The 20,454-nt window shown below is 63.5% G+C and carries 14 protein-coding genes; 8 read left to right on the top strand and 6 right to left on the bottom strand.

The annotated features are described in order from the left end of the window. Nucleotides 1-43 precede the first annotated feature (43 nt). The 4 genes from ACS13N_RS00950 to ACS13N_RS00935 all read right to left on the bottom strand — a co-directional run bounded on the left by ACS13N_RS00950 (nt 44) and on the right by ACS13N_RS00935 (nt 7,858). Nucleotides 44-3,550: a hypothetical protein gene (locus tag ACS13N_RS00950; protein ID WP_438929936.1), complete on the bottom strand. Its 3,507-nt coding sequence runs from the start codon at nt 3,548-3,550 to the stop codon at nt 44-46. A gap of 95 nt (nt 3,551-3,645) precedes the next feature. Further along, nucleotides 3,646-5,421, bottom strand: a complete 1,776-nt coding sequence (locus tag ACS13N_RS00945; RefSeq protein WP_438929935.1) for a hypothetical protein — start codon at nt 5,419-5,421, stop codon at nt 3,646-3,648. Between the two features lie 340 nt (nt 5,422-5,761). Continuing rightward, nucleotides 5,762-6,004, bottom strand: a complete 243-nt coding sequence (locus ACS13N_RS00940; RefSeq protein WP_438929934.1) for a hypothetical protein — start codon at nt 6,002-6,004, stop codon at nt 5,762-5,764. A 108-nt stretch (nt 6,005-6,112) separates the two neighbouring features. Further along, a complete protein-coding gene (locus ACS13N_RS00935) occupies nt 6,113-7,858 on the bottom strand; it encodes a hypothetical protein (RefSeq protein ID WP_438929933.1) in 1,746 nt (581 codons plus the stop codon). Between the two features lie 672 nt (nt 7,859-8,530). Here ACS13N_RS00935 and ACS13N_RS00930 point away from each other — a divergent pair. Further along, on the top strand, nt 8,531-9,562 hold the full coding sequence (locus tag ACS13N_RS00930; RefSeq protein ID WP_438929932.1) for a diguanylate cyclase domain-containing protein: 1,032 nt from the start codon (nt 8,531-8,533) through the stop codon (nt 9,560-9,562). Nucleotides 9,563-9,587: 25 nt separating this feature from the next. Here ACS13N_RS00930 and ACS13N_RS00925 read toward each other — a convergent pair whose 3' ends face one another. Continuing rightward, on the bottom strand, nt 9,588-10,985 hold the full coding sequence (locus tag ACS13N_RS00925) for a DUF1254 domain-containing protein (protein WP_438929931.1): 1,398 nt from the start codon (nt 10,983-10,985) through the stop codon (nt 9,588-9,590). Between the two features lie 171 nt (nt 10,986-11,156). On the opposite strand from ACS13N_RS00925, the gene ACS13N_RS00920 reads away from it, so the two are divergent. Beyond that, nucleotides 11,157-11,723 carry a TetR/AcrR family transcriptional regulator gene (locus tag ACS13N_RS00920; protein ID WP_438929930.1) on the top strand — a complete coding sequence of 189 codons (567 nt, stop codon included), beginning with the start codon at nt 11,157-11,159 and terminating at the stop codon, nt 11,721-11,723. A 219-nt stretch (nt 11,724-11,942) separates the two neighbouring features. Further along, entirely contained in the window at nt 11,943-12,380 is a 438-nt protein-coding gene (locus tag ACS13N_RS00915) for a hypothetical protein (RefSeq protein ID WP_438929929.1), read from the top strand. A gap of 12 nt (nt 12,381-12,392) precedes the next feature. Here ACS13N_RS00915 and recG read toward each other — a convergent pair whose 3' ends face one another. Further along, nucleotides 12,393-14,570 carry an ATP-dependent DNA helicase RecG gene (recG, locus tag ACS13N_RS00910; protein WP_438929928.1) on the bottom strand — a complete coding sequence of 726 codons (2,178 nt, stop codon included), beginning with the start codon at nt 14,568-14,570 and terminating at the stop codon, nt 12,393-12,395. 93 nt (nt 14,571-14,663) lie between these two features. Between recG and queA the strand changes: the two genes are divergently transcribed. The 5 genes from queA to secF all read left to right on the top strand — a co-directional run bounded on the left by queA (nt 14,664) and on the right by secF (nt 20,364). Next, nucleotides 14,664-15,725: a tRNA preQ1(34) S-adenosylmethionine ribosyltransferase-isomerase QueA gene (queA, locus tag ACS13N_RS00905; RefSeq protein WP_438929927.1), complete on the top strand. Its 1,062-nt coding sequence runs from the start codon at nt 14,664-14,666 to the stop codon at nt 15,723-15,725. A gap of 2 nt (nt 15,726-15,727) precedes the next feature. Beyond that, nucleotides 15,728-16,879 carry a tRNA guanosine(34) transglycosylase Tgt gene (gene tgt / locus ACS13N_RS00900; RefSeq protein ID WP_438929926.1) on the top strand — a complete coding sequence of 384 codons (1,152 nt, stop codon included), beginning with the start codon at nt 15,728-15,730 and terminating at the stop codon, nt 16,877-16,879. A gap of 118 nt (nt 16,880-16,997) precedes the next feature. Beyond that, nucleotides 16,998-17,327: a preprotein translocase subunit YajC gene (yajC, locus tag ACS13N_RS00895; protein ID WP_438929925.1), complete on the top strand. Its 330-nt coding sequence runs from the start codon at nt 16,998-17,000 to the stop codon at nt 17,325-17,327. A 110-nt stretch (nt 17,328-17,437) separates the two neighbouring features. Beyond that, nucleotides 17,438-19,318: a protein translocase subunit SecD gene (gene secD, locus ACS13N_RS00890; protein ID WP_438929924.1), complete on the top strand. Its 1,881-nt coding sequence runs from the start codon at nt 17,438-17,440 to the stop codon at nt 19,316-19,318. A gap of 77 nt (nt 19,319-19,395) precedes the next feature. After that, nucleotides 19,396-20,364: a protein translocase subunit SecF gene (secF, locus tag ACS13N_RS00885; RefSeq protein ID WP_438929923.1), complete on the top strand. Its 969-nt coding sequence runs from the start codon at nt 19,396-19,398 to the stop codon at nt 20,362-20,364. Nucleotides 20,365-20,454: the final 90 nt, after the last annotated feature.

The following is a 20,454-nucleotide window of genomic DNA, read 5'->3' as shown; positions in this document are numbered from 1 at the left end:
CCGCCTTCGCGGGGGCGACACACCAAACACGGTGCTCGATTTGTCATGCAATCGCGAGGCTTTCACGCTCCGCGGTGGCCGTGGTGATCTGCGCAAGAATGTAGTTCAAGAAGCCGTAGATCACGTCGCCCGCAATGAACCCAACAAACCCCGCACCGAAGATCTTGGGGTCTTTCGCGCTCATTGGCAGCGCCATCATCCCGCCGATATTGAAGGCGCTGTCGGCGATGCAGAGAACAACGTCCGCTTCCGCCTTCTGACTGTCGATGATCGCGCCAATCACCGGGGCAAACCACAAGGCGTTGATGAGGCACTCGACAAACGGCGATCCCTTGTTCCAGAGCGTCAGGCAGCGCGGATTGCTCGGTGCGCTCTCGTCGTACTTGCAAAGACCGATATCCCCCAGCGTCTTGATGACGCTGATGCCGGTGATCGCAAAGTTGACGTCGTTGTACCACTTCTTGTTGTTGTCGCCGATGATGCCAGGCAGGTTGGGCGCGACGTAGAAGAGATACGCCACGCTTCCGATGATGGCGATCGGCCAGTTGTTGGGGAATTGCGTCCTGAATGGCGTGGTGAACAGCAGCACGACAGCCCCGGGAATGGCCAGGTAGTAGCAAACCTTGGTCAGCGTGGTGAGCGCGCTGCTCGACTGCAGAAGATCGGCTTGCGCATGCGACGCAAACAGCGACTGGATAGCGGTGAAATCCTTGGCGGCGATCAACTTGCGCGTGAATTCATCGTCCGGATAAGGCGTCTTTCCTTCCGCGATCTTGTACAGCAACGTGACAGGAATGGCGGCAACCAGGCACATCGCATCCAACGCCGTCAATTGATCTCCGGTCGCAGCCTTGTAGGCCTGCGAGATGATCGGCACGTCGATCGGCGAATCCAGCACTTCCAGCACACCTTCGACCAGGATCTCGAAGATGTCGATGGTGGTAATCATCACGTTCTCGATGGTCTCCAGCAACGCATCGAGAACGATGGCAACCACCTTGGTCAGGACCTGGCTGATCGGCAGGGTCCGGATCTTGTCGATGACCTCGGTTTGCAGCAGGAAAATCGCGCGCGCGAAGACGTCCTTTTCTCGCTCCAGCACCGCCAGCACCTCATTGAGCAACCGCTCCAGCGTGCCTTGCTCCGGAACGGACTTGTCCCAAGCGGTGACTGCGCTTGCTGCATTGGCATTGAGGTGATACGTACCCCAGTTGGACTGCGGGTCGTTCTGCCCAAGCGTCACATTGGCGTGGCTTGCCGCCGAACTCGCCGTCGTAGGAATCGGCGGAAGGTGCGCCCACGCGTTGATCTCGTTCTCGATCGTGGTGAAAGCGTTTCGAATGACCTCCTTGGTATCGGCAAGACCATGGATCGCATGCCTGACGTAGCACTTCATCAGCGTCTTCAGCACACGGTGTGTCCGCACAATGTCGGGCCACTCGAACAGGAAGCCCAGCCAGGCGATCAAGTCGTCCAGCGCGACCTTGATCTTGGCCAGCACAAAGTTGATGCCGTTTGCCACGTCGCGAACGGTGTCGATGATGAACTTGTAGAGGGCGTTGCCGATCTCGATGAAAAACGTTGCCACGCCGTCGATGACGGTCACGAAAAACTGGGTGACCTTGTCGAGGGCATGACGTATCCAGCTGAAGATGTCGCCGGCCGCAGCCGTGATGGCGTTCTCCACGTCACGAATGTCCAGCGTGGGACTGAAGACGGACAGGACCCCGTCGTTCCATACAATGCCGGCCTTTGCCGCGTCGGCCACGCTGTCGAAATACGTGCTGGTTTCCTTGTTGAAGGACATGCCGAAGATGCGATCCCGGCTGGCGTCGAACGCTCGGGGGCGCGAGGCCAGCTTGGTGACTTTGCTGCGCGACGAGCCATCGGGCGGCAAGGTTGGCGTCAAGTGAACGAATTGCGCGATGCTCCTGGCCGTGTTGTCCTTCTGCTCCCTGGAGATGTCCGGCCCCACCAGCGGGCGCTTCTGGCCTTTGTCGTTGGGGATCGACACGTCGAGGTCCTGGCCGGACTGGACCTTCTTGAGCTTATCCATGGCTCGCGACATGGGATCGATGGTGACGGCCAGGTTGCCGGCCTCCAGGTGATAACCGACCACGCCGAGCGTGTCCACTTGCTGGACGATTGTCAGCGTCCCGCCTGCATCGGTCTTGATCTCGATTGGGACCGTATCGGACAACACCCGGTATTCATTGTTGATATAGACATTGCACGGGGCACCGGCCTTGAATGCCACGGTCTGGTTGGGCAGTGACAAGTTGCTGTCATCGGTGATCTGCACGTGCGTCGTGTAGGTCTTGACGGTCAGCATGTCCTTCGGGTCTGTCGGCGGCAACACGATCTCACGCTGCGACCACAGCGTGGTGGTGGGGTCTTCGATCAGCTCGAAGAGCCGATTGTCGTTCGTATGCGCAAACACCACGCTGCCACCCACCGACCGGTTGAGCAGCGTCGACACACGCAGTACGTTGGCAAGAATCGGTATCGGAGTGGACCACGTGCCGGGGGACTTCTGATTGCCCACCGTGTTGCGCAGGCAGAAGACGTTGCCCGCCCGGTTCAACCCCCAGACGACGATCTCCTGATTGTTCGTATCCACGTGCAGTTCCGTCACGCCGTTAAGCAACGCATCCCGCGCAATCAACGACGGCGTGGCGAGGTCGTGCTGGGCGTCGGCCGCGAGATAGTACAAACCGCCCGTTGCCGCTACGTAGAGGTCGGTTGTTCCGCTGGTGTTGGCGCCGAGCGCGAAGGCGCACTCCGTACCGTTGGTGCCTGCCGGAAGTGGAAAGCGCGATACGAGCGGGTTGCCACCGAATGGATTGTAGATCTGGCTGTAGATCAATTCGGTCGTATCGACCAGCGTGCCCAGCGTGTAGATGCCGTCCACCAACTGCGCCGCCTTGCGCCCCAGGGCGCTGTTCAGGTGCCCAGCCTCGAGCGATACCGCCAGGTCGTGCTTGTTCCAGTGATGACCCGAAGGCGGCGGCGCCGGATCAATGAAGTAGCGCTCGATGGTCTTCACCGGACTGGACGGATCTTTCAGGATGTCGACCACGATGTAGTTGTCCGTCTTGTCCTGCGCCAAGTAGATGCCGGTGATGACCAGATTCGACCGACTACCGGACGGCGCATCAAACGGGACTGACACCCAGGCGAGTGGCGTCTCCCAGGAGCTGTCTTGATTCGGGTTGCCGAGAGAGAGCACGAGATGATCGGCATCGTCAATCGTGACCGCCATCGCAATGTCCACGGTTCCGATCGACAGGCTCTGGGAAACATCGAACAGCTTCGCCTTGCATGTGCGGCCGCCGAACAGCGGCGCAATGGAAGCCGACTCGTCCACCTTACGCCACCCGGCACGCGAGCCGGGTATTTCCCGAGTCAGATACAGCGTGCGATCGGTCCCGATCGAAAAGATCAGGCCGTGGGCTTGCTGGGTCTGCAACACCTCAAAGCGCTCTTGAGGCGCCATGACCACAGCGTGATGCTGATTGGTCATCAGTTCAGTAGAGAAATCGATCTTCATGGCGGAATCCTTGATTGCGCGTTTCCACGTTGGAACGTGGCGAGCTCCGCGCAGAGACAGCGCGCACGGGCTCGCCGCAAGGGCATGTCACATCGCTACAGCAGTGCGGCCTCGGCTTCCTCTGTGCCTTCGACGAGGCGCGCGCGTGCCAACGGCGCCTCCATGCGGGCCAGCGTGCTCAGGTGCAGCCTGGTCGGATCGGCATAGGTGACACGCGACACGAGGTCCTGATGCTCAGAGAACACCACGTCCTTGTAGGCGAAGGTATTGCCGCCCGGGAAGACGAAGGCGTGTGCAGTCATCAGCGGAAGATCGCTGAAGGTGACACCGGCCAAGGATTGCGCCCATTGCTTGACGTTCTCGATCAGCTTGTTCAGATCGGTAAAGAAATCGAGGAAACCATTCACTCCCGGGCTCTCGGAGTGGTCCTCGCGCGTGGACGCCATCTTTGCCTTCAGATTGCCTGTGGCATCAACGTACAGCGTGTAGGTATTGGTAATCTTGATGTTGACTACGTTGCCGCCGTCACCGGTCGCCAGCACCCTGGCGTACAAGTAGATCTTCAGGTTCTGCGTGACGACGATCGTGTTGCCGACAAACTTGGCCTCAAGCGTGTACATCGGATTGAGCTTCATCTCGCCCAGGGCGCCATTGAGCCCGGCCTCGTCCTGCGCAGACGCGGTGTAACTCATCTTCAGCACCGTCTCGCCATCGGCCGGAAACTCCACAGTTGGCGACTGATAACCCGTCAAACCCCATTGGTACCAGACGTACAGGCCATCCACCCAGACGCGCACACGCGGCTGGAAACAGCATCTGCTGGCGTTCATATAGACCTGATCCCGAACGTAGCGGGCGAACTTGTTGCGGTTCAGGGCCACCACGCCGTCCACGCCTTCGCCGGCGCCAAGCCAGTTCCATGAGAACGGCACTGGCGGCGGCGGGGTTTCGTCCTCAATCGTGCAGAGGTAGTTCAGCGTGGCAAGGTTCTGCTGTTCGCGCGTCGGGTTCTGAATGATCTGGCCGTTGCCATCGACATAGGGGCCGACCTGCATCTGGACGTTCGTGACCTTGAACGTGGACCGGTCGGGGCCGATGCGGGTGACCGTGCACCCGAGCACGGGCTGCCCGTCTTTCTGACACTGGTCGAAGTACACCCCGATGAAGTCCCGCAGCAACACCGTGTACAGGGTCGAGCCAGGGTTGACACCCACGATTTTCGGAACGGTTTGCAGCGCCGCGTTATCCAGGTCGAACAGCAGTTGCTGCACCCCAAACGTACCGGCGTGATAACCGCTGATGGCCTCGCGAACAGCCGGCGGCAAGGTGTTGTACTTGTCGCTGCCGACCGTCAATTGCTGGAGATTGACTTGCGACTGAAAGATCCACGGCTTGCCGCTTGGCTGCGATTCGCTCAGCCAGCTTGCGGGGTCGTATCCACCACCCGGGTTCAGACTCACCACCAGAAACTCGGAGCACATCAGGCTGAACGTCACGTTGGTCGTGCTCAGCCCGAACGTGACAACGTCCGGAACCTCAAGTGGTTTCAACCCGGGGGGCAGCCCGATCCGCGCCTTGAATCCGACCATGAAGCGCGCGTTCTTCAGGTTGATGAGATCAGGGTTGGTGTTCGGGTCTGCGCCCGCTGGCACCTTGAACGGATCGGAGCCGTGCGCCCTCTGCAGCAGTTCCTGATAAGGAATCGGCGTCGGGTTACCGGCCCCATCGGCCACATAGCAAATTTCCACGAGCGGCTGCGACAGCGTACTGAGGTACGCCTTCATCGTGGCATTGATGCTTTGCTGCGTCGTCGCAACTGCGATCGCGTAGCCGTACCTGGGGGAAGACAAAAATGACTGACTGATGGACATGACGATCGACCTCTACTTGGATGTAAGTCATCACAAATCGTCTACCTGTCTGATATGCGGAATCGGTGCACACCAGAGCGAGAGAGTGTTGCGGCCGCATTGCACGCACCGCAGGACGAGTTAATTTTGTTTGTGGACCGATGTCAAAAAGCCGTCCTGCACATAGGACAAAACCGGCCCGTGCGTTATCCGGAACGAGAGGGGTATCCGAAAGGCAACGTACATCCTGTTTCATCGGGCGGGGGTGCGGTCATCAGGTGCTCCCAACATTTGCGGCTTCATCAACCCTGATACGGGTCTCGGAAAACCTCGGCGCCGCTGCCTTGCTGCGGCTCGACACCTACTTGTGCTCCGGCAGCGGCTCCACGCACAGCGGCAACAGCGCCGCATCGTGGCTCACGAATGCGCGCGTGGTGGTGCACACCAGGTTGGAGCGCACCAGCACATACGGCGCGATGCCGAAAGACGGAATCTGCGTGGTCATCTGGCGACACCCCGCCGCGGCCAGTTCGACATCGACGCCGCCCCGGCCCGCCAGGTAGCAGGTGGCAACGGTCAGGTGATTCGCACTGGTATAGGCCACCTGGCCGTTGCCATGGAAGCACTGGCGCGGCCTTGATCAACCAGCGGCCTGACGGGACATCAACGGCGTCACCCGTCGATGCCCCGCGTCTCGCTGCGGCATTGCCAACTACGGCAGCGGGGTCAGCCTCGGGTAGACATGGCTCACCGGCACCTTGTTGGTCGTATGGCACGAGAAGCAGTTGGCGCTCGGGGCGGATGGCGTCGCGCCCTGTGCGAAGGTTTCCATCGTTGCGTTGGCAAGATGGTTCGTACCGACCTCGTTACCCCCGTTGGGCGGTGCGCCGCCAATCGTCCACGTCGTCCCCAACTGGAAGTACTGCCGGCGCACGTCTGCCGCGTTCAACTGCGAGATCACGCTGGCGTTGGCCGAAATCACCTGCGTGTTCAAGCCGGCCGCATTGGCAGGGCTGCCGCCATCGTTCGAGCCCCACGGCTTGGCGCGCAGCACTGGCGACGGGCCAACTGGCGTGCCGGTAATGGCAGTGCCCGTCCAACTGTTGTTGGTGGCGTTGAACGGACCGCTCGACCCGCTGGGCGTGAACAGCCAGTTGCCAGAGGTGTCCTGCGTGACCGTCTTCATGCCGCTGGTCGAGTTGTAGGCGTACGTTGCGTTCGGTGCATTGCCTTCGTGCTCAAACGTGCCCCACACCATCTCGCCGTGCCCGCTGGTCGAGCCCACCACGTGCAGGCCCAGCATGACCAGCTTCAGGGTCGTCTGCCCATTGGGCACCCAGCTGTTCGGGTTGCTCTTGTCGAACGTCGGGACCACGGCTTCGACCTGGACGTAGTCGTTCGGGTTGGGCACCTTGCTTGCATCCATCCAGCTCGACTTGGTCTCGATGGCCAGGGCCTTCGGGTCCTGGATCGTGTGGCCCTTGCTGGCCGCAAAGCTGATCACGGCATTCACATCGGCCATCGAGGTTGGGAACGCGATGTTGGTATTGGGCGGGATCACCGCTGCGCCCTGCATCGTGCGGTGGAAGGCAAAGACATCATTCACGGCGATGATGTAGTAGATCAGCGACCCGTTCTGCGAGATCAGCACGCCGCTGTCTGCCTGACCAGGCTCAACGTCGATCACGTTGCCCGCCGGGTCGATAAAGATCGGGAAGCCCTTGATGATCAGCTTGCGTGCCTGGATGGCAGAAGTGAACGCCTTCATCGGCACCACCGGCACCGGCCGGTCCGCTGAGAGCAACGCGCGCTGGCGCACGATCGGCGCCAGCTTGAGCACCTTCGGCGCCAGCAGCTTGCCGCGCGCATCGAGCAGCTCCAGCGTGCCCTGTTCCGTCTTGCGCGCGTTCTGGATTTGCGTGCCCGGAATCAGCCTGCCGTTGGCCAGGCGGATCGACGGCGGCTTCTGCCCTGGTTTCTCGTGTGGCACTTCCACGATCTGCCCGGTGCGCGCCATGACGATCGGCAGGCCATGCGGGCCCAGTTCCATTGCACGCAGGAACATATTGATCGGCCGCCCCGGCGAGTTGGGGATGAAGTTGCGGCGCCCGCTGCTGTCTTCTGGGCTGACCGTGTAGAACTGCGGCGAGAACATGACGTGGCTGCCGCCGCCGTACGTGGCCGGCGCGGGCGACGTCAGCCACAGGAACATCTGCTCGGTCCACTGGAAGAAGCCGCAGTTGGGCGCGAGCGGCACGGTGCTGTCGGCGGGCTTGACCACACCGTTGAGCGTGACGGTACCGCTCTGGAAAAAGCTCGCGACAGTGGCTGGTGAGATCGGACATCCGCCAGCGGCATCGGTCGGCACAGCTTGTGCCGCAGCCGTCTGCGCAACGCCCAACGCGGCCAACAACGCCGCACCACACAAAGCTTGCTGAACTCCGGAACGCAGTGACATAGCTCCTCCCCAGGATATTGGTCATTGTTCCTTTGGCGCTGAATCTGGAATCGGGTGCGTTCATCTCCTTCATGGATGTGCCGCGAAACCTGCGGCGCGCAAACACAACGCAGGCAGCGGAATGAACGGCGCAGTCAGGTCGGGGGCGCGCTGGTTCGCACGCTGCAGTTCGGGGAGGTACCCCGATGACTGCACTCGCGTGCACAGTGCGTTGCCGTGATTGTTATGTGTGGATCCGGCGCGCACTGCGCGGGGACTGCGCAATGGCAGTCCTAGCCTAGGAGATGACCTGGGCGCGCAAGCATGAAATTTTCTTTGCTCTGATGTGCATGCAACCGCATGAGATACGCCCGCGTTGGGGCGCGCGCAGCGCCAAACGTTTCCGGCGCAACCCGACGTACTGCGCGCATTACTCGCTGCTGTTCATGATGCCGTGCGTGGCCGTTCTTGTGGGACATCCGCAAGGCAAGACGATGGCGACTCATACGGCCAACCCTCCGCGCATCCCATTGATTTCCCAAGGCAACGAGCCCTGCCGCATCGTCGCTTGCACGCACCAATACAGGGCATCCGAATGCCCTAATCCCCGTAGTCCAGCAACGGTAATTTGATCTACGCAATTCGGTCGACCACGCTAAAATTTGCAGCTCGAACGTCCCGCTTCACCGCCTTATGTCGACCCTTGATCACCCCAATCTGCAGGACCCTGCGACCCTTATCGAGATCGTGCGGGCGCAGTCCGAAATCGCCAAGCTCGGCACGGACCTGGGGGCCATCATGGCGCTCGTCACCGAGCGGGCGCAGCACCTGACCTGCGCGACCGGTGCGGTGCTGGAACTGGCCGAAGGCGAAGAGATGGTCTACCGCGCCACGTCGGGGCTGACCGACTCGCTGCTGGGCCTGCGCCTGGCGCGCAAGGGCAGTCTGTCAGGCCTGTGCGTGCAGACCGGCGACATCCTGCGCTGCGAAGATTCCGAGATCGACCCGCGCGTCGACCGCGAAGCGTGCCGCCGCGTGGGCCTGCGCTCCATGGTGGTGACGCCGCTCAAGCATCTGGACACGACGGTGGGCGTGCTCAAGCTGGTGGCGCCCGAGGTGGGCGCGTTCACCGCGCGCGATGTCGGCGTGCTGGAGTTGATGTCCGAACTGATTGCCGCGGCCATGTTCCATGCCGCCAATGCCGAGCGCGACCAGCTCTACCTGCGCGCCACGCATGATGCGCTGACCGATCTGCCCAACCGCGCGCTGTTCTACGACCGCCTGCGCCAGTCGATCCACCTCGCGCAGCGTGCGCAAGGCGCGCTCGGCGTGCTCAACGTCGACATGGACAACCTCAAGACCATCAACGACCGCTACGGCCATCGCGCCGGCGATGCAGCCATCCGCGAGACCGCGCAGCGCATGAGCCGCAGCGCGCGCCGCTCCGACACCGTGGCACGCGTGGGCGGCGACGAATTTGCCGTCATCCTGCCGGGCATCGATGCACGAGGCGACGCGCAAACCCAATGCGAGCGCCTGATCGAAGAGGTGCAGCAACCGTATGCGTTTGAAGGCCAGTCGCTGGACCTGCGCGTGAGCGTGGGGGTTGCGATCATGCCGGAAGACGGCACCGAGATCACCGCCCTGCTCGATCAGGCCGACCGCGCAATGTACGCCACCAAGCGCTTGCGCAAGCAGACTCAGACTGCCACCACCGCGCATTGACGCCTTCAGCCCAACGGCAGCAGGTTCAGTCCAACCGCTCCACTGCCGGCACCCGCGCACGCCCATCGCGTAGCTCGGCTTTCGGTTCGTAGGCGCGCAGCACCAGGGCGAAATCACCGGCGGGCGCCGGCAGCCAGTTGGCGTGCTGGGCAGGATCGGCCGGTGCATCACGCTGGATCAAGAGATCGATCGCGCCATCTGCGCCCACCTTGAGACCGGCGGTGCGATCGCCAATGGCATAGCGCGCGATCGGGTTGGCCGTGAAGAACAGCTTGCCGTCCGGCTCCACCTCGTACATCGACAGCGACCAGAACGCATTGACCGGCAGTGCCCCCGCCGGCAAATGCAGCCGATAGCGGTGCGCGCCCGAAAGCCGCCCCTGTTGCTGGTCGACAAACGTGATCGGGTACATGGCCTCGACTGTCTTGAGCGCGAGCAGGCCGCCCAGCGCGACTTGTGCGCGGTAGGCATAGTCGGTGCCGAAGTCGCCAAGATCGGCCTTCGAGTACGACCAGCCATCGTTCTTGGGGCCGGCCGCCGACAGCCCGCCCTTGAGCGAGGCCAGCATGGCCGGCAACTGCTTCGTCCACAGCGCCTTGACCTCCGGCGACAGCGCCTCCCACTGGCATGCGGCGCCGCAGATGCCGACCGATGCGAGGCGCTGCATCAGCGCATCTTCATAGCGCGGTGCAGGGTTGCGCGCCAGCATCAGGTTGGCCATGTCGACAAAGGCTCGCGGGCTCTGTTCAACCGAAGGCGCAGCTTGCCACCGCGGCGGCGTCTTGGCGGTGCCGATCAGTTCGACCTTGAACTGATCCTGCAGGGCCGTCACGGCGGGCATGTCGGCCTCGCCATTCACCAGGATGCGGGCCAGCACAAGCACATCGTTGGCGGGTGCGCGGATCACCTGCACATTGGGCGGCAGCGGCTGCGTTGAATCGGGGCCGACGATGACGAACGTGCCGCTGCGCGTGCCATTGGCGCGCCGGCCGAGAATCTCGAAATTGTTCGTCGCCATGTCCAGAAAGGCGAGCGAGTAGTAGCGGCCGGCCATGTCCGGCACCGTCAGCGCGACAGGCCCCTGGCGCAAGTCGAGCCACAGCGTGGAGTACGCCGTATCGCTGTTAGGCGTGGTCACCCAGCGATCTTCCGGGCCCGACAGCTTGTGCTGATGCGACCACTGGCCCAACTGAAGGCGCCCGGGCTTGGCATCCGTGCCGAGCATACCGGCACGCAGGCGCCCCATCGCGACCAGCGGAAACGCGTAGTCGAAGGCCTGGTGCAGCACGGTCTCCCGCGATGGCGTGGATTCGGCGGTACTCCAGTCCTGGGCGGCTGCCGCCGCCAGATTGGCGCACAGGCTCACGGCAGCAAAGGCGAGCAGGCGTTGGCCCGCGAGGGGGCGTCGTCGGCTGAACAACATCGGTCTCCTCCTGAGGTGTTTTTCGATCTGGCAACCATAATATGAGCACGACTCACATTTCACCACTCGCGTTCCATGGCCTCGCAATCCGGAGACAAACCCGATAAAGATCAATCACTTGCGCGACGCCAACCGCGCCAGGCCCGCTCGCGCGAGAAGGTCGAACTCATCTTGGAAGCGACGCTGCAGATCCTCGATCAGGCGGGGCTGGAGGCGCTCACCACCAACCGCATCGCGGAGGCGGCGGGCATCAGCATCGGCACCCTGTACCAGTATTTCGGCGACAAGCTGCAGGTACTGGATGAACTGGCGCAGCGCGAGAGTGATCGGCTGACCGCCGAGTTGCTGGCGGTACTGACCGCGCCCGACGCGCTGTCGCCCGATGCCCGGCTGCGGCTGGCCGTGCGCACCTTGCTGGGTGCATTCGGCGGCCGGCATCGCGCGCGCCGCATCGTGCTCGAACAGGCCATCGCGCGCGGGCGCAACCCGCTGATCACGCCGGGGCACGTGTCAACCTTCCTGACTTCAGCCGGCGCGCGTGACGCCGACGGGCAACGTGTGGCGCTCTCGCCCGTCCAGGCCTTCGTGCTCACGCGCTCGGTCATGGGGGCGATCGGCAGCGCGCTTTCCTACGACGAACAGTGGCTCGCCAGCCCGGACTTCGAGAACAGCCTGTTCATGCTGATGCGCGGCTTCCTACGCGAATGCGGCGCCCCGCCCACAGCGCCCGAGCACTAACGGCCGGACGGGCACCGCGGTCGTGAAACGCGCGGTTACACATACCTGCACACACGGCGGAATAAACCGCGCGCCCGCGCCGTTTACTCGTCATGCGGAGCCCCATCGGCCACAACGTCGGCGCGGCAGCCGCAGGCAAACCGATGTGCCAGCGATACGGCAAGACAAATCGCCGCGCCGTATTGAGACGTCGGGCATTCCTGGTGTTGGGAGATGAACATGAAGCGTCTGACAACCTTGACGATGGCGCTGATCACGCTGGGCACCTGTGCATGCGCGACGGCGCAGGACGTACCGGTCGGCACCTGCCAGCCGATGACTGGACAAACCGAGATCAACGGCGTCATGCAGGAGGTGCAAGGCACCGCGTGCCTGCAACCGGACGGGACATGGCAGATGGTAGACACCGACGGCAGCCCCGTCACCTACCTTGGCCCGCCGTACTACCTGGACGACACGTGGTACTGGGGCGGCCCGGTGCTCTTCGGTAGCGTGGTCTTTGTGGACCGCTTCCACCATGTCCATCACATGCGCGGGGCGTTCTTCCACCGCGATGGCCGTGGCTTTGTGCGCGGCGGTGGAGGCTTCCGCGGCGGATTCCACGGCGGACTCCACGGCGGACATGGGGGTGGTCATGAAGGCGGCTCGCGCCGCTAGCGCCTCGGGCGGCTAGACCCGCAGATAGTGCTCGCGCTCGCCCAGCCAGCGCTTGAGGTGCGCCTCCACGGCTTCGGGAAAGCGCGCGAGCATCTGCTCCGCGGCGCCCTGCGCAAACTCGACCAGCCATGCATCGTGGTTCAGATCCGCGAAGCGCAGCATGGCCTCGCCTGATTGCCGCGCGCCAAGGAATTCACCGGGGCCGCGAATGTCCAGATCGCGCCGGGCGATCTCGAAGCCGTCGGTGGTCTCGCGCATGGTCTGCAGGCGCTGCTTGGCCGTGGGCGACAGCGGTGCCTGATACAGCAGGATGCACACCGATTCCGCCGTGCCCCGCCCCACGCGCCCGCGCAACTGATGCAGTTGCGCAAGACCGAAGCGCTCCGCATGCTCGATCACCATCAGCGAAGCATTGGGCACGTCCACCCCCACTTCGATGACGGTAGTGGCAACCAGCACATGCAACTCACCGCTTGCAAAGGCGCTCATCACGGCGGCCTTGTCGGCGGCAGGCAAGCGCCCGTGCACCAGACCGACCTTCAGGCCTTCCAGACTTTGCGACAGCGTCTCGAACGTCTCCACGGCCGTCTGCAACTGCAGCGCTTCGCTTTCTTCGATCAGCGGGCAGACCCAGTAGACCTGTCGCCCTTCCTGCGCGGCGGCGTGGATGCGCTCGATCACCTCGTCGCGGCGTGCGTCGTTCACCAGGCGCGTGACGATGGGCGTGCGTCCGGGCGGCAATTCGTCGATGGCGGAGACATCCAGATCGGCGTAGTACGTCATTGCCAGCGTGCGCGGGATCGGCGTGGCGGACATCATCAGTTGGTGCGGCACCTGGGCGTTGGCAGCAACAGGTGCATCGCCATTGCTTGCCTTGCCACGCAAGGCAAGTCGCTGCGCAACACCAAAGCGGTGCTGTTCATCCACCACCGCCAGGCCGAGGCGCGCGAACGTGACCGCGTCCTGAATCAGCGCATGCGTGCCGATCACCAGTTGCGCGGTGCCAGCGGCCACGCGCGCAGCCGCCTCGTCCTTCTGCTTGCGCTTGAGGCTGCCGGCCAGCCAGACGATATCCACACCCAGTGGCGCGAGCCATGTGGATAACTTGCGATAGTGCTGCTCGGCCAGCAGTTCGGTCGGCGCCATCAGCGCGGCCTGCCAACCGGCATCGATAGCCTGACAAGCCGCCAGCGCGGCGATGACGGTCTTGCCGCTGCCCACGTCGCCCTGCAGCAAGCGCTGCATCGGGTACGGATGCGCGAGGTCGGCGCGGATCTCGTCCCACACGCGGGCCTGGGCGCCGGTCAGCTTGAACGGCAGCGCATTCATGAAGCGCGCGAGCAGACCATCCTTGCCGCTGTCGCGCAGGATGGGCGCATTGCGCATGCGCCGCGCGGCCTGCGCGCGCTTGAGCGACAACTGCTGCGACAGCAGCTCGTCAAACTTGATGCGCAGCCACGCCGGGTGCGTGCGCTCGACCAGGCTGTGCTCATCCACGTCGGGTGTCGGCTGATGCAGCAGGCGCACGGCTTCTGCCGGGGCCATCAGCTTGAGCGGCGCCAGCGGCCCGGTGATGAGGCTGTTCGGCACCGTTTCCGGCAGCGGCGTGCGCGTGAGCGTATTCAGGATCGCCTTGCGCAGATACGCCTGCGGCACCCCCGCCACGGTCGAATACACCGGGGTCAGCCGATCGGGCAGCGGCTCGTCGGGCGCCACGGCGCGTACGGTCGGGTGCACCATCTCCGCGCCGAAGAAGCCACCGCGCACCTCACCGCGCACGCGCAGTGGCACGCCTTCAGCCATCTGCTTGACCTGACTGCCGTAGAAATTGAGAAAGCGCAGTACCAGTTCGCCAGAATCGTCGGCGATATGCACAACGAGTTGCCGGCGCGGCCGGAACGCCACTTCGTTGCGCGTGACCGTACCTTCCACCTGCGCAGCCCAGCCGGTGTTGGCACGGGCGACGGCTTCGGCGATGGTCAGGAGCGTGGTTTCGTCCTCATAGCGCATCGGCAGATGCAGGACGAGATCGACGTCGCGGTGCAGCCCCAGCTTGGCGAGTTTGTCGGCCGGGCGGGCCGTCTTGGCGGGCTTGTCTGCCGGGGTCGCGCGTTTTGGCTTCGGCGCCGGCACAGTATCAGCGTCGGGCAGTGGAGCGGTATCAGCGGCGGAACGGGCGCGAGGCGGCACAGGACGTTTACAATGGCGAACTTTGCGGTTTCGCCCGATTGTACCGGCGCCCGCCACCCTCACTTGGCGCAATCCACGTCTGCGCCACTTTTCATGCTGACGCTGTCCGATTTCGATTTCGATCTGCCGCCCGAGCTGATCGCGCAAACCGCCCTGCCCGACCGCACCGCGAGCCGCCTGCTGGCCGTGCGCCGCGAAGCTGATGGCGTGCAATTTGATGACCGCCAGTTCGCCGACCTGGTCGACTACCTGCGCCCCGGCGACCTGCTGGTCTTCAACGACACGCGCGTCATCAAGGCCCGCTTCTTCGGCCACAAAGCCAGTGGCGGCAAGGTTGAGGTACTGGTCGAGCGCCTGTTGGACGAACACACGGTGCTGGCGCAAATCCGCTCCAGCAAGTCGCCCGTCGAGGGCACCACGCTGCGCCTGGCCGATGCCTTTGATGTGACGGTCGGCCCACGCGCCGAGCCGTTCTTCACGCTGCGCTTTCCGCAGCCTGCGCTGGACCTGATCGAGCAATACGGCCGACTGCCGCTGCCGCCCTATATTGAGCACGACCCGGACAGCTTCGACGAAACGCGTTATCAAACCGTCTACGCACGCAACCCGGGCGCCGTTGCGGCCCCCACGGCGGGCCTGCATTTCGACGATGCGCTGTTCGCCAAGCTCGACGCCATGGGCATCCAACGTGGCTTCCTGACGCTGCACGTGGGCGCGGGCACGTTCCAGCCGGTGCGCGTGGAGAACATCGCCGAGCACCGCATGCACAGCGAGTGGTACGAAATCACGCCCGCGCTGGCCGAGGCCATCCGCGCCACGAGGGCAGCAGGCGGGCGCGTAATCTCCGTCGGCACCACGTCGATGCGTGCGCTGGAATCGGCGGCACAGCCCGACGGCATGCTCCATGCAGGCAGCGGCGACACCGACATCTTCATCACCCCCGGCTATCGCTTCCGTGTCATTGACGCGCTGGTGACCAACTTCCACCTGCCCAAGTCGACGCTGCTGATGCTGGTATCGGCGTTTGCGGGCCTGGCGGCCATCCGCGGCGCCTACCAGCACGCCATTGCCCAGCGCTACCGCTTCTTCAGTTACGGCGACGCCATGTTCCTCACGCGCGCCCCATCCGAACTCAGCGAATCCCAATCGCTCTGACCATGCTCAAGTACGAACTGCTCACCACCGATGGCCTCGCCCGGCGCGGCCGCATGACCCTGAACCACGGTGTGGTGGAAACGCCCATCTTCATGCCGGTGGGCACCTATGGCGCGGTCAAGGCGATGTCGCCGGCGGAGCTGAAAGACATCGGCGCCCAGATCATCCTTGGCAACACCTTCCACCTGTGGCTGCGCCCGGGGCTGGAAGTGATGGATGCGCACAAGGGCCTGCACGGCTTCAATGGCTGGGATAAGCCCATCCTGACCGATTCCGGCGGTTTTCAGGTGTTTTCGCTGGGGGATCTGCGCAAGATCACCGAAGAAGGCGTGACGTTCGCCTCGCCGATCAACGGCGACAAGCTGTTCCTGTCGCCCGAGATTTCGATGCAGATCCAGCGTCGGCTGAACTCCGACATCGTCATGCAGTTTGATGAGTGCACGCCGTACAAAATCGGCGATCGCCCCGCCACCGAGGCCGAAGCCGCGGCGTCGATGCGCATGAGCCTGCGCTGGGCACAGCGCTCGCGCAACGAGTTTGAGCGCGAGAACAATCCGAACGCACTGTTCGGCATCGTCCAAGGCGGCATGTTCGAGAACCTGCGTGATGAATCGCTGGCCGGTCTGCAAGCCATTGACGAGAACGCGGGCGGCCAGGGCTTTGGCGGCTACGCCATCGGCGGGCTGTCGGTCGGCGAGCCAAAGGAAGACATGATGCGCGTGCTGCAGCACGTGGCACCGCGCCTGCCTGCCAACAAGCCGCACTACCTGATGGGCGTGGGCACGCCGGAAGACCTGGTCGCGGGCGTCGCTGCCGGCGTCGACATGTTCGACTGCGTGATGCCCACCCGCAACGCACGCAACGGCTGGCTGTTCACCCGTTTTGGCGACATCAAGATCAAGAACGCCGTGCACCGCAACGATCCGCGCCCGCTGGACGAAACCTGCGGCTGCTACACCTGCCGCAACTTCTCGCGCGCCTACCTGCACCATCTGCAGCGCGTGGGCGAGATCCTGGGCGCACGCCTGAACACCATCCACAACCTCTATTACTACCTGGAGCTGATGGCCGAGATGCGCACCGCCATTGAGACGCACAGCTTTGCTACATTCCAGGCGCGCTTTGCCGCTGACCGGGCCCGCGGCGCACTCTAAACGCCCCATTGGGCCCCTTGACAGGACTGTCCATGCGCCCATTTGCCGCAAGACGGCAATGGTAGAATGTCCGGTCCAATTTTTGACCGATTGACGAACCATTTACGGAGTTTTGACCGTGTTCCTCATTTCCGACGCTTACGCGCAAACCGCACCGGCTGGTGGTGCTGCAGGTGGCCTGATGAGCTTCCTGCCCATCATCCTGATGTTCGTGGTGCTGTGGTTCATCATGATCCGCCCGCAAATGAAGCGCCAGAAAGAAACCAAGGCGATGCTCGAAGCCCTGGCCAAGGGCGACGAAGTCGTCACCGCCGGCGGCATCCTGGGCAAGGTGACCAAGGTGGCCGAGCAGTACGTCACCGTGGAAGTCGCTGCCAACACTGAAATCACCGTCCAGAAGAGCGCCGTGACGACCGTGCTGCCCAAGGGCACGCTCAAGGCGCTGTAATCCGGTTTGACCGGCACCGCGTGATGTATGCGCCGGTGCCGGAATCCCAGGCAGCGCCTATTCTAAGAATCCGCGCCCGCGCCCCTGGCGCCGCCTCACCGCCCTCCAAGATGAATCGCTATCCGCTCTGGAAATACCTTGTGATCCTGGTGGCGCTTGCCATCGGGTTCCTCTATACGCTCCCGAATTTCTTCGGCGAGGCGCCTGCCGTGCAGGTGTCGTCGGGCAAGGCGACCGTCAAGGTCGACCTGAACGTGCAAAAGCAGGTCGAGAGCCTGCTGGCTGCGGCCAGCATCCAGCCCACCGGCGTGTTCTTCGACAACAACGGCACCTCCGCCAGCGTGCGCGTGCGCTTTGCCGATACCGACACGCAGCTCAAGGCCAAGGACATCCTGGCCCGCGGCCTGAACACCGACCAGACCGACCCGACCTACATCGTCGCGTTGAACCTGCTGTCGGGCTCGCCGCGCTGGCTGACCTCCATCCACGCCCTGCCGATGTTCCTGGGTCTGGACCTGCGTGGCGGCGTGCACTTCCTGCTGCAGGTCGACATGAACGGCGCGGTCACCAAGAAGCTCGACTCGCTGGCTGGTGACATCCGCACGCAACTGCGCGACAAGAACATCCGCCACAGCGGCATCGACCGCAACGGCAACACCATCGCCATCAAGTTCAGCACCCCGGATGACGCCGACCGCGCCCGTGGCGTGCTGGCGGATTCCACCCGCGAACTGGCCTACAGCGTCGACAAGACCGCTGACGGCGCCACGCTCACCGGCACCTTCACCGCTGCCGCGATGAAGGAAGTGCAGGACAACGCCGTCAAGCAGAACGTCGTGACGCTGCACAACCGCGTGAACGAACTGGGCGTGGCCGAGCCGGTGATCCAGCAGCAAGGCCCGGACCGCATCGTCGTGCAGTTGCCCGGCGTGCAGGACACTGCCAAGGCCAAGGACATCATCGGCCGTACCGCCACGCTGGAAGCACGCCTGGCGGATCCGAACGCGCCGCTGGTGCCGCGCGCCGGCGACCCGGTGCCCCTGGGCGACGAGCTCTTCACGCAAGGCCGCAGCGCTCCGGTGCTGCTGCAGAAGCAGGTGATCTTCACGGGTGACCGCATCACCAGCGCGTCGGCCGGCTTCGACCAGAACCACAACGCGTCGGTGGACATCACGCTCGACGGCCAGGGCGGCCGCATGCTGCGCGACGTCTCGCGTGACAACATCGGCAAGCGCATGGGCATCGTCCTGTTCGAAAAGGGCAAGGGCGAAGTGCTAACGGTGGCGACCATCCAGTCGGAGCTGGGCTCGCGCTTCCAAATCACCGGCATGGGCTCGACTGAAGCGTCCGCCGACCTGGCGCTGCTGCTGCGCGCAGGCTCCCTGGCTGCGCCGATGGAGATCATCGAAGAGCGCACCATCGGCCCGTCGCTGGGTGCCGACAACATTCACAAGGGCTTCGACTCGGCGCTGTACGGCTTCCTCGCGGTGTCGGTATTCATGGTCCTGTACTACATGCTGTTCGGCGTGTTTTCGGTGGTGGCGCTGGGCGTGAACGTGTTCCTGCTGATCGCCGTGCTGTCGATGCTGCAGGCCACCCTCACGCTGCCGGGCATTGCCGCTATTGCGCTGGCACTCGGTATGGCCATCGACGCGAACGTGCTGATCAACGAGCGCATCCGTGAAGAGCTGCGCAACGGCGCCTCGGCCCAGATGGCGATTGCCGCGGGCTTCGAGCGTGCGTGGGCCACCATCGTGGACTCGAACGTCACCACGCTGATCGCGGGCCTCGCGCTGATCGCCTTCGGCTCCGGTCCGGTGAAGGGCTTTGCCGTGGTGCACTGCCTGGGCATCCTGACCTCGATGTTCTCGGCGGTGTTCTTCAACCGCGCCTTGGTCAACCTGTGGTACGGCCGCCGCAAGAAGCTGCAGGGTCTGGCAATCGGCCAGATCTGGAAGCCGGGCAATACTGAAACGCCGGCGAAGCAGTAAGGCACCTCACCCACAGAAATCTTGCATAACCGGCACCGGCCTGCGCTTTCGCAGCCGGTTGCCACAAAGGGCAGACCATGGAGTTTTTCCGCATCCGCCGCGATATTCCGTTCATGAAGCACGCGTTGGTTCTCAACGCCGTGTCGTTCATCACGTTTCTCGCCGCTGTCTTCTTCCTGTTCCACAAGGGGCTGCACCTGTCGGTGGAATTCACCGGCGGTACGGTGATGGAAGTCGCCTACACCCAGGCCGCTGATCTGCCGAAGGTCCGCGCCGACGTCGAGAAGCTCGGCTATGCCGACGCCCAGGTGCAAAACTTCGGCACCTCGCGCGACGTGATGATCCGCCTGCCGCTCAAGAGTGGTCCAGACGGCAAACCGATCCCCTCGGCCGTGCAGAGCCAGCAGGTCATGACGGCCCTGAACGCCACCAGCCCTGACGCCAAGCTGCAGCGCGTGGAGTTCGTCGGCCCGCAGGTCGGCAAGGAACTCGCCACCGACGGTCTGCTCGCGCTGCTGTTTGTGGTGATCGGCATCGTCATCTACCTGTCGATCCGCTTCGAGTGGAAGTTTGCAGTGGCGGGCATCATCGCCAACCTGCACGACGTGGTCATCATCCTGGGCTTCTTCGCGTTCTTCCAGTGGGAGTTCTCGCTGTCGGTGCTGGCCGGTATCCTGGCGGTGCTGGGCTACTCGGTGAACGAGTCGGTCGTGATCTTCGACCGGATCCGCGAGGCGTTCCGCAAGTACCGCAAGATGAACACGCACGAGGTGATCGACCACGCGATTACCAGCACCATCTCGCGAACCATCATCACCCACGGCTCGACCGAAATGATGGTGCTGTCGATGCTGGTGTTCGGCGGCCCGACGCTGCACTACTTCGCGCTGGCGCTGACGATCGGTATCTTGTTCGGTATCTACTCGTCGGTGTTCGTGGCGGCCGCGCTGTGCATGTGGCTGGGCGTCAAGCGCGAAGACCTGGTCAAGGCCGACAAGAAAGCCTCCGGCCCGAACGACGACCCGAACTTCGGCGCGCAGGTCTGAGCACCTCGCCAGCCGTTCAGGCAACAAGGAAAGCCCCGCGATTGCGGGGCTTTTTCTTTGTCCGCTCCACTGAAGCCGCTCTGGTAGCTG

It is taken from the genome of Ralstonia sp. 24A2, assembly GCF_051783885.1.
Classification (GTDB): Bacteria; Pseudomonadota; Gammaproteobacteria; order Burkholderiales; family Burkholderiaceae; genus Ralstonia.
Note: the sequence above shows the minus strand (reverse complement) of the source record. Positions and strands in the feature narration are given on the sequence as shown.

Excerpts from the sequence above, each read along its gene's own strand:
- ACS13N_RS00925 (WP_438929931.1), bottom strand. The coding sequence starts at position 10,985 with ATGTTGTTCAGCCGACGACGCCCCCTCGCGGGCCAACGCCTGCTCGCC.
- tgt (WP_438929926.1), top strand. The coding sequence starts at position 15,728 with ATGCTCAAGTACGAACTGCTCACCACCGATGGCCTCGCCCGGCGCGGC.
- secF (WP_438929923.1), top strand. The coding sequence starts at position 19,396 with ATGGAGTTTTTCCGCATCCGCCGCGATATTCCGTTCATGAAGCACGCG.
- ACS13N_RS00930 (WP_438929932.1), top strand. The coding sequence starts at position 8,531 with ATGTCGACCCTTGATCACCCCAATCTGCAGGACCCTGCGACCCTTATC.
- ACS13N_RS00915 (WP_438929929.1), top strand. The coding sequence starts at position 11,943 with ATGAAGCGTCTGACAACCTTGACGATGGCGCTGATCACGCTGGGCACC.
- ACS13N_RS00950 (WP_438929936.1), bottom strand. The coding sequence starts at position 3,550 with ATGAAGATCGATTTCTCTACTGAACTGATGACCAATCAGCATCACGCT.
- ACS13N_RS00935 (WP_438929933.1), bottom strand. The coding sequence starts at position 7,858 with ATGTCACTGCGTTCCGGAGTTCAGCAAGCTTTGTGTGGTGCGGCGTTG.
- secD (WP_438929924.1), top strand. The coding sequence starts at position 17,438 with ATGAATCGCTATCCGCTCTGGAAATACCTTGTGATCCTGGTGGCGCTT.
- queA (WP_438929927.1), top strand. The coding sequence starts at position 14,664 with ATGCTGACGCTGTCCGATTTCGATTTCGATCTGCCGCCCGAGCTGATC.
- ACS13N_RS00945 (WP_438929935.1), bottom strand. The coding sequence starts at position 5,421 with ATGTCCATCAGTCAGTCATTTTTGTCTTCCCCCAGGTACGGCTACGCG.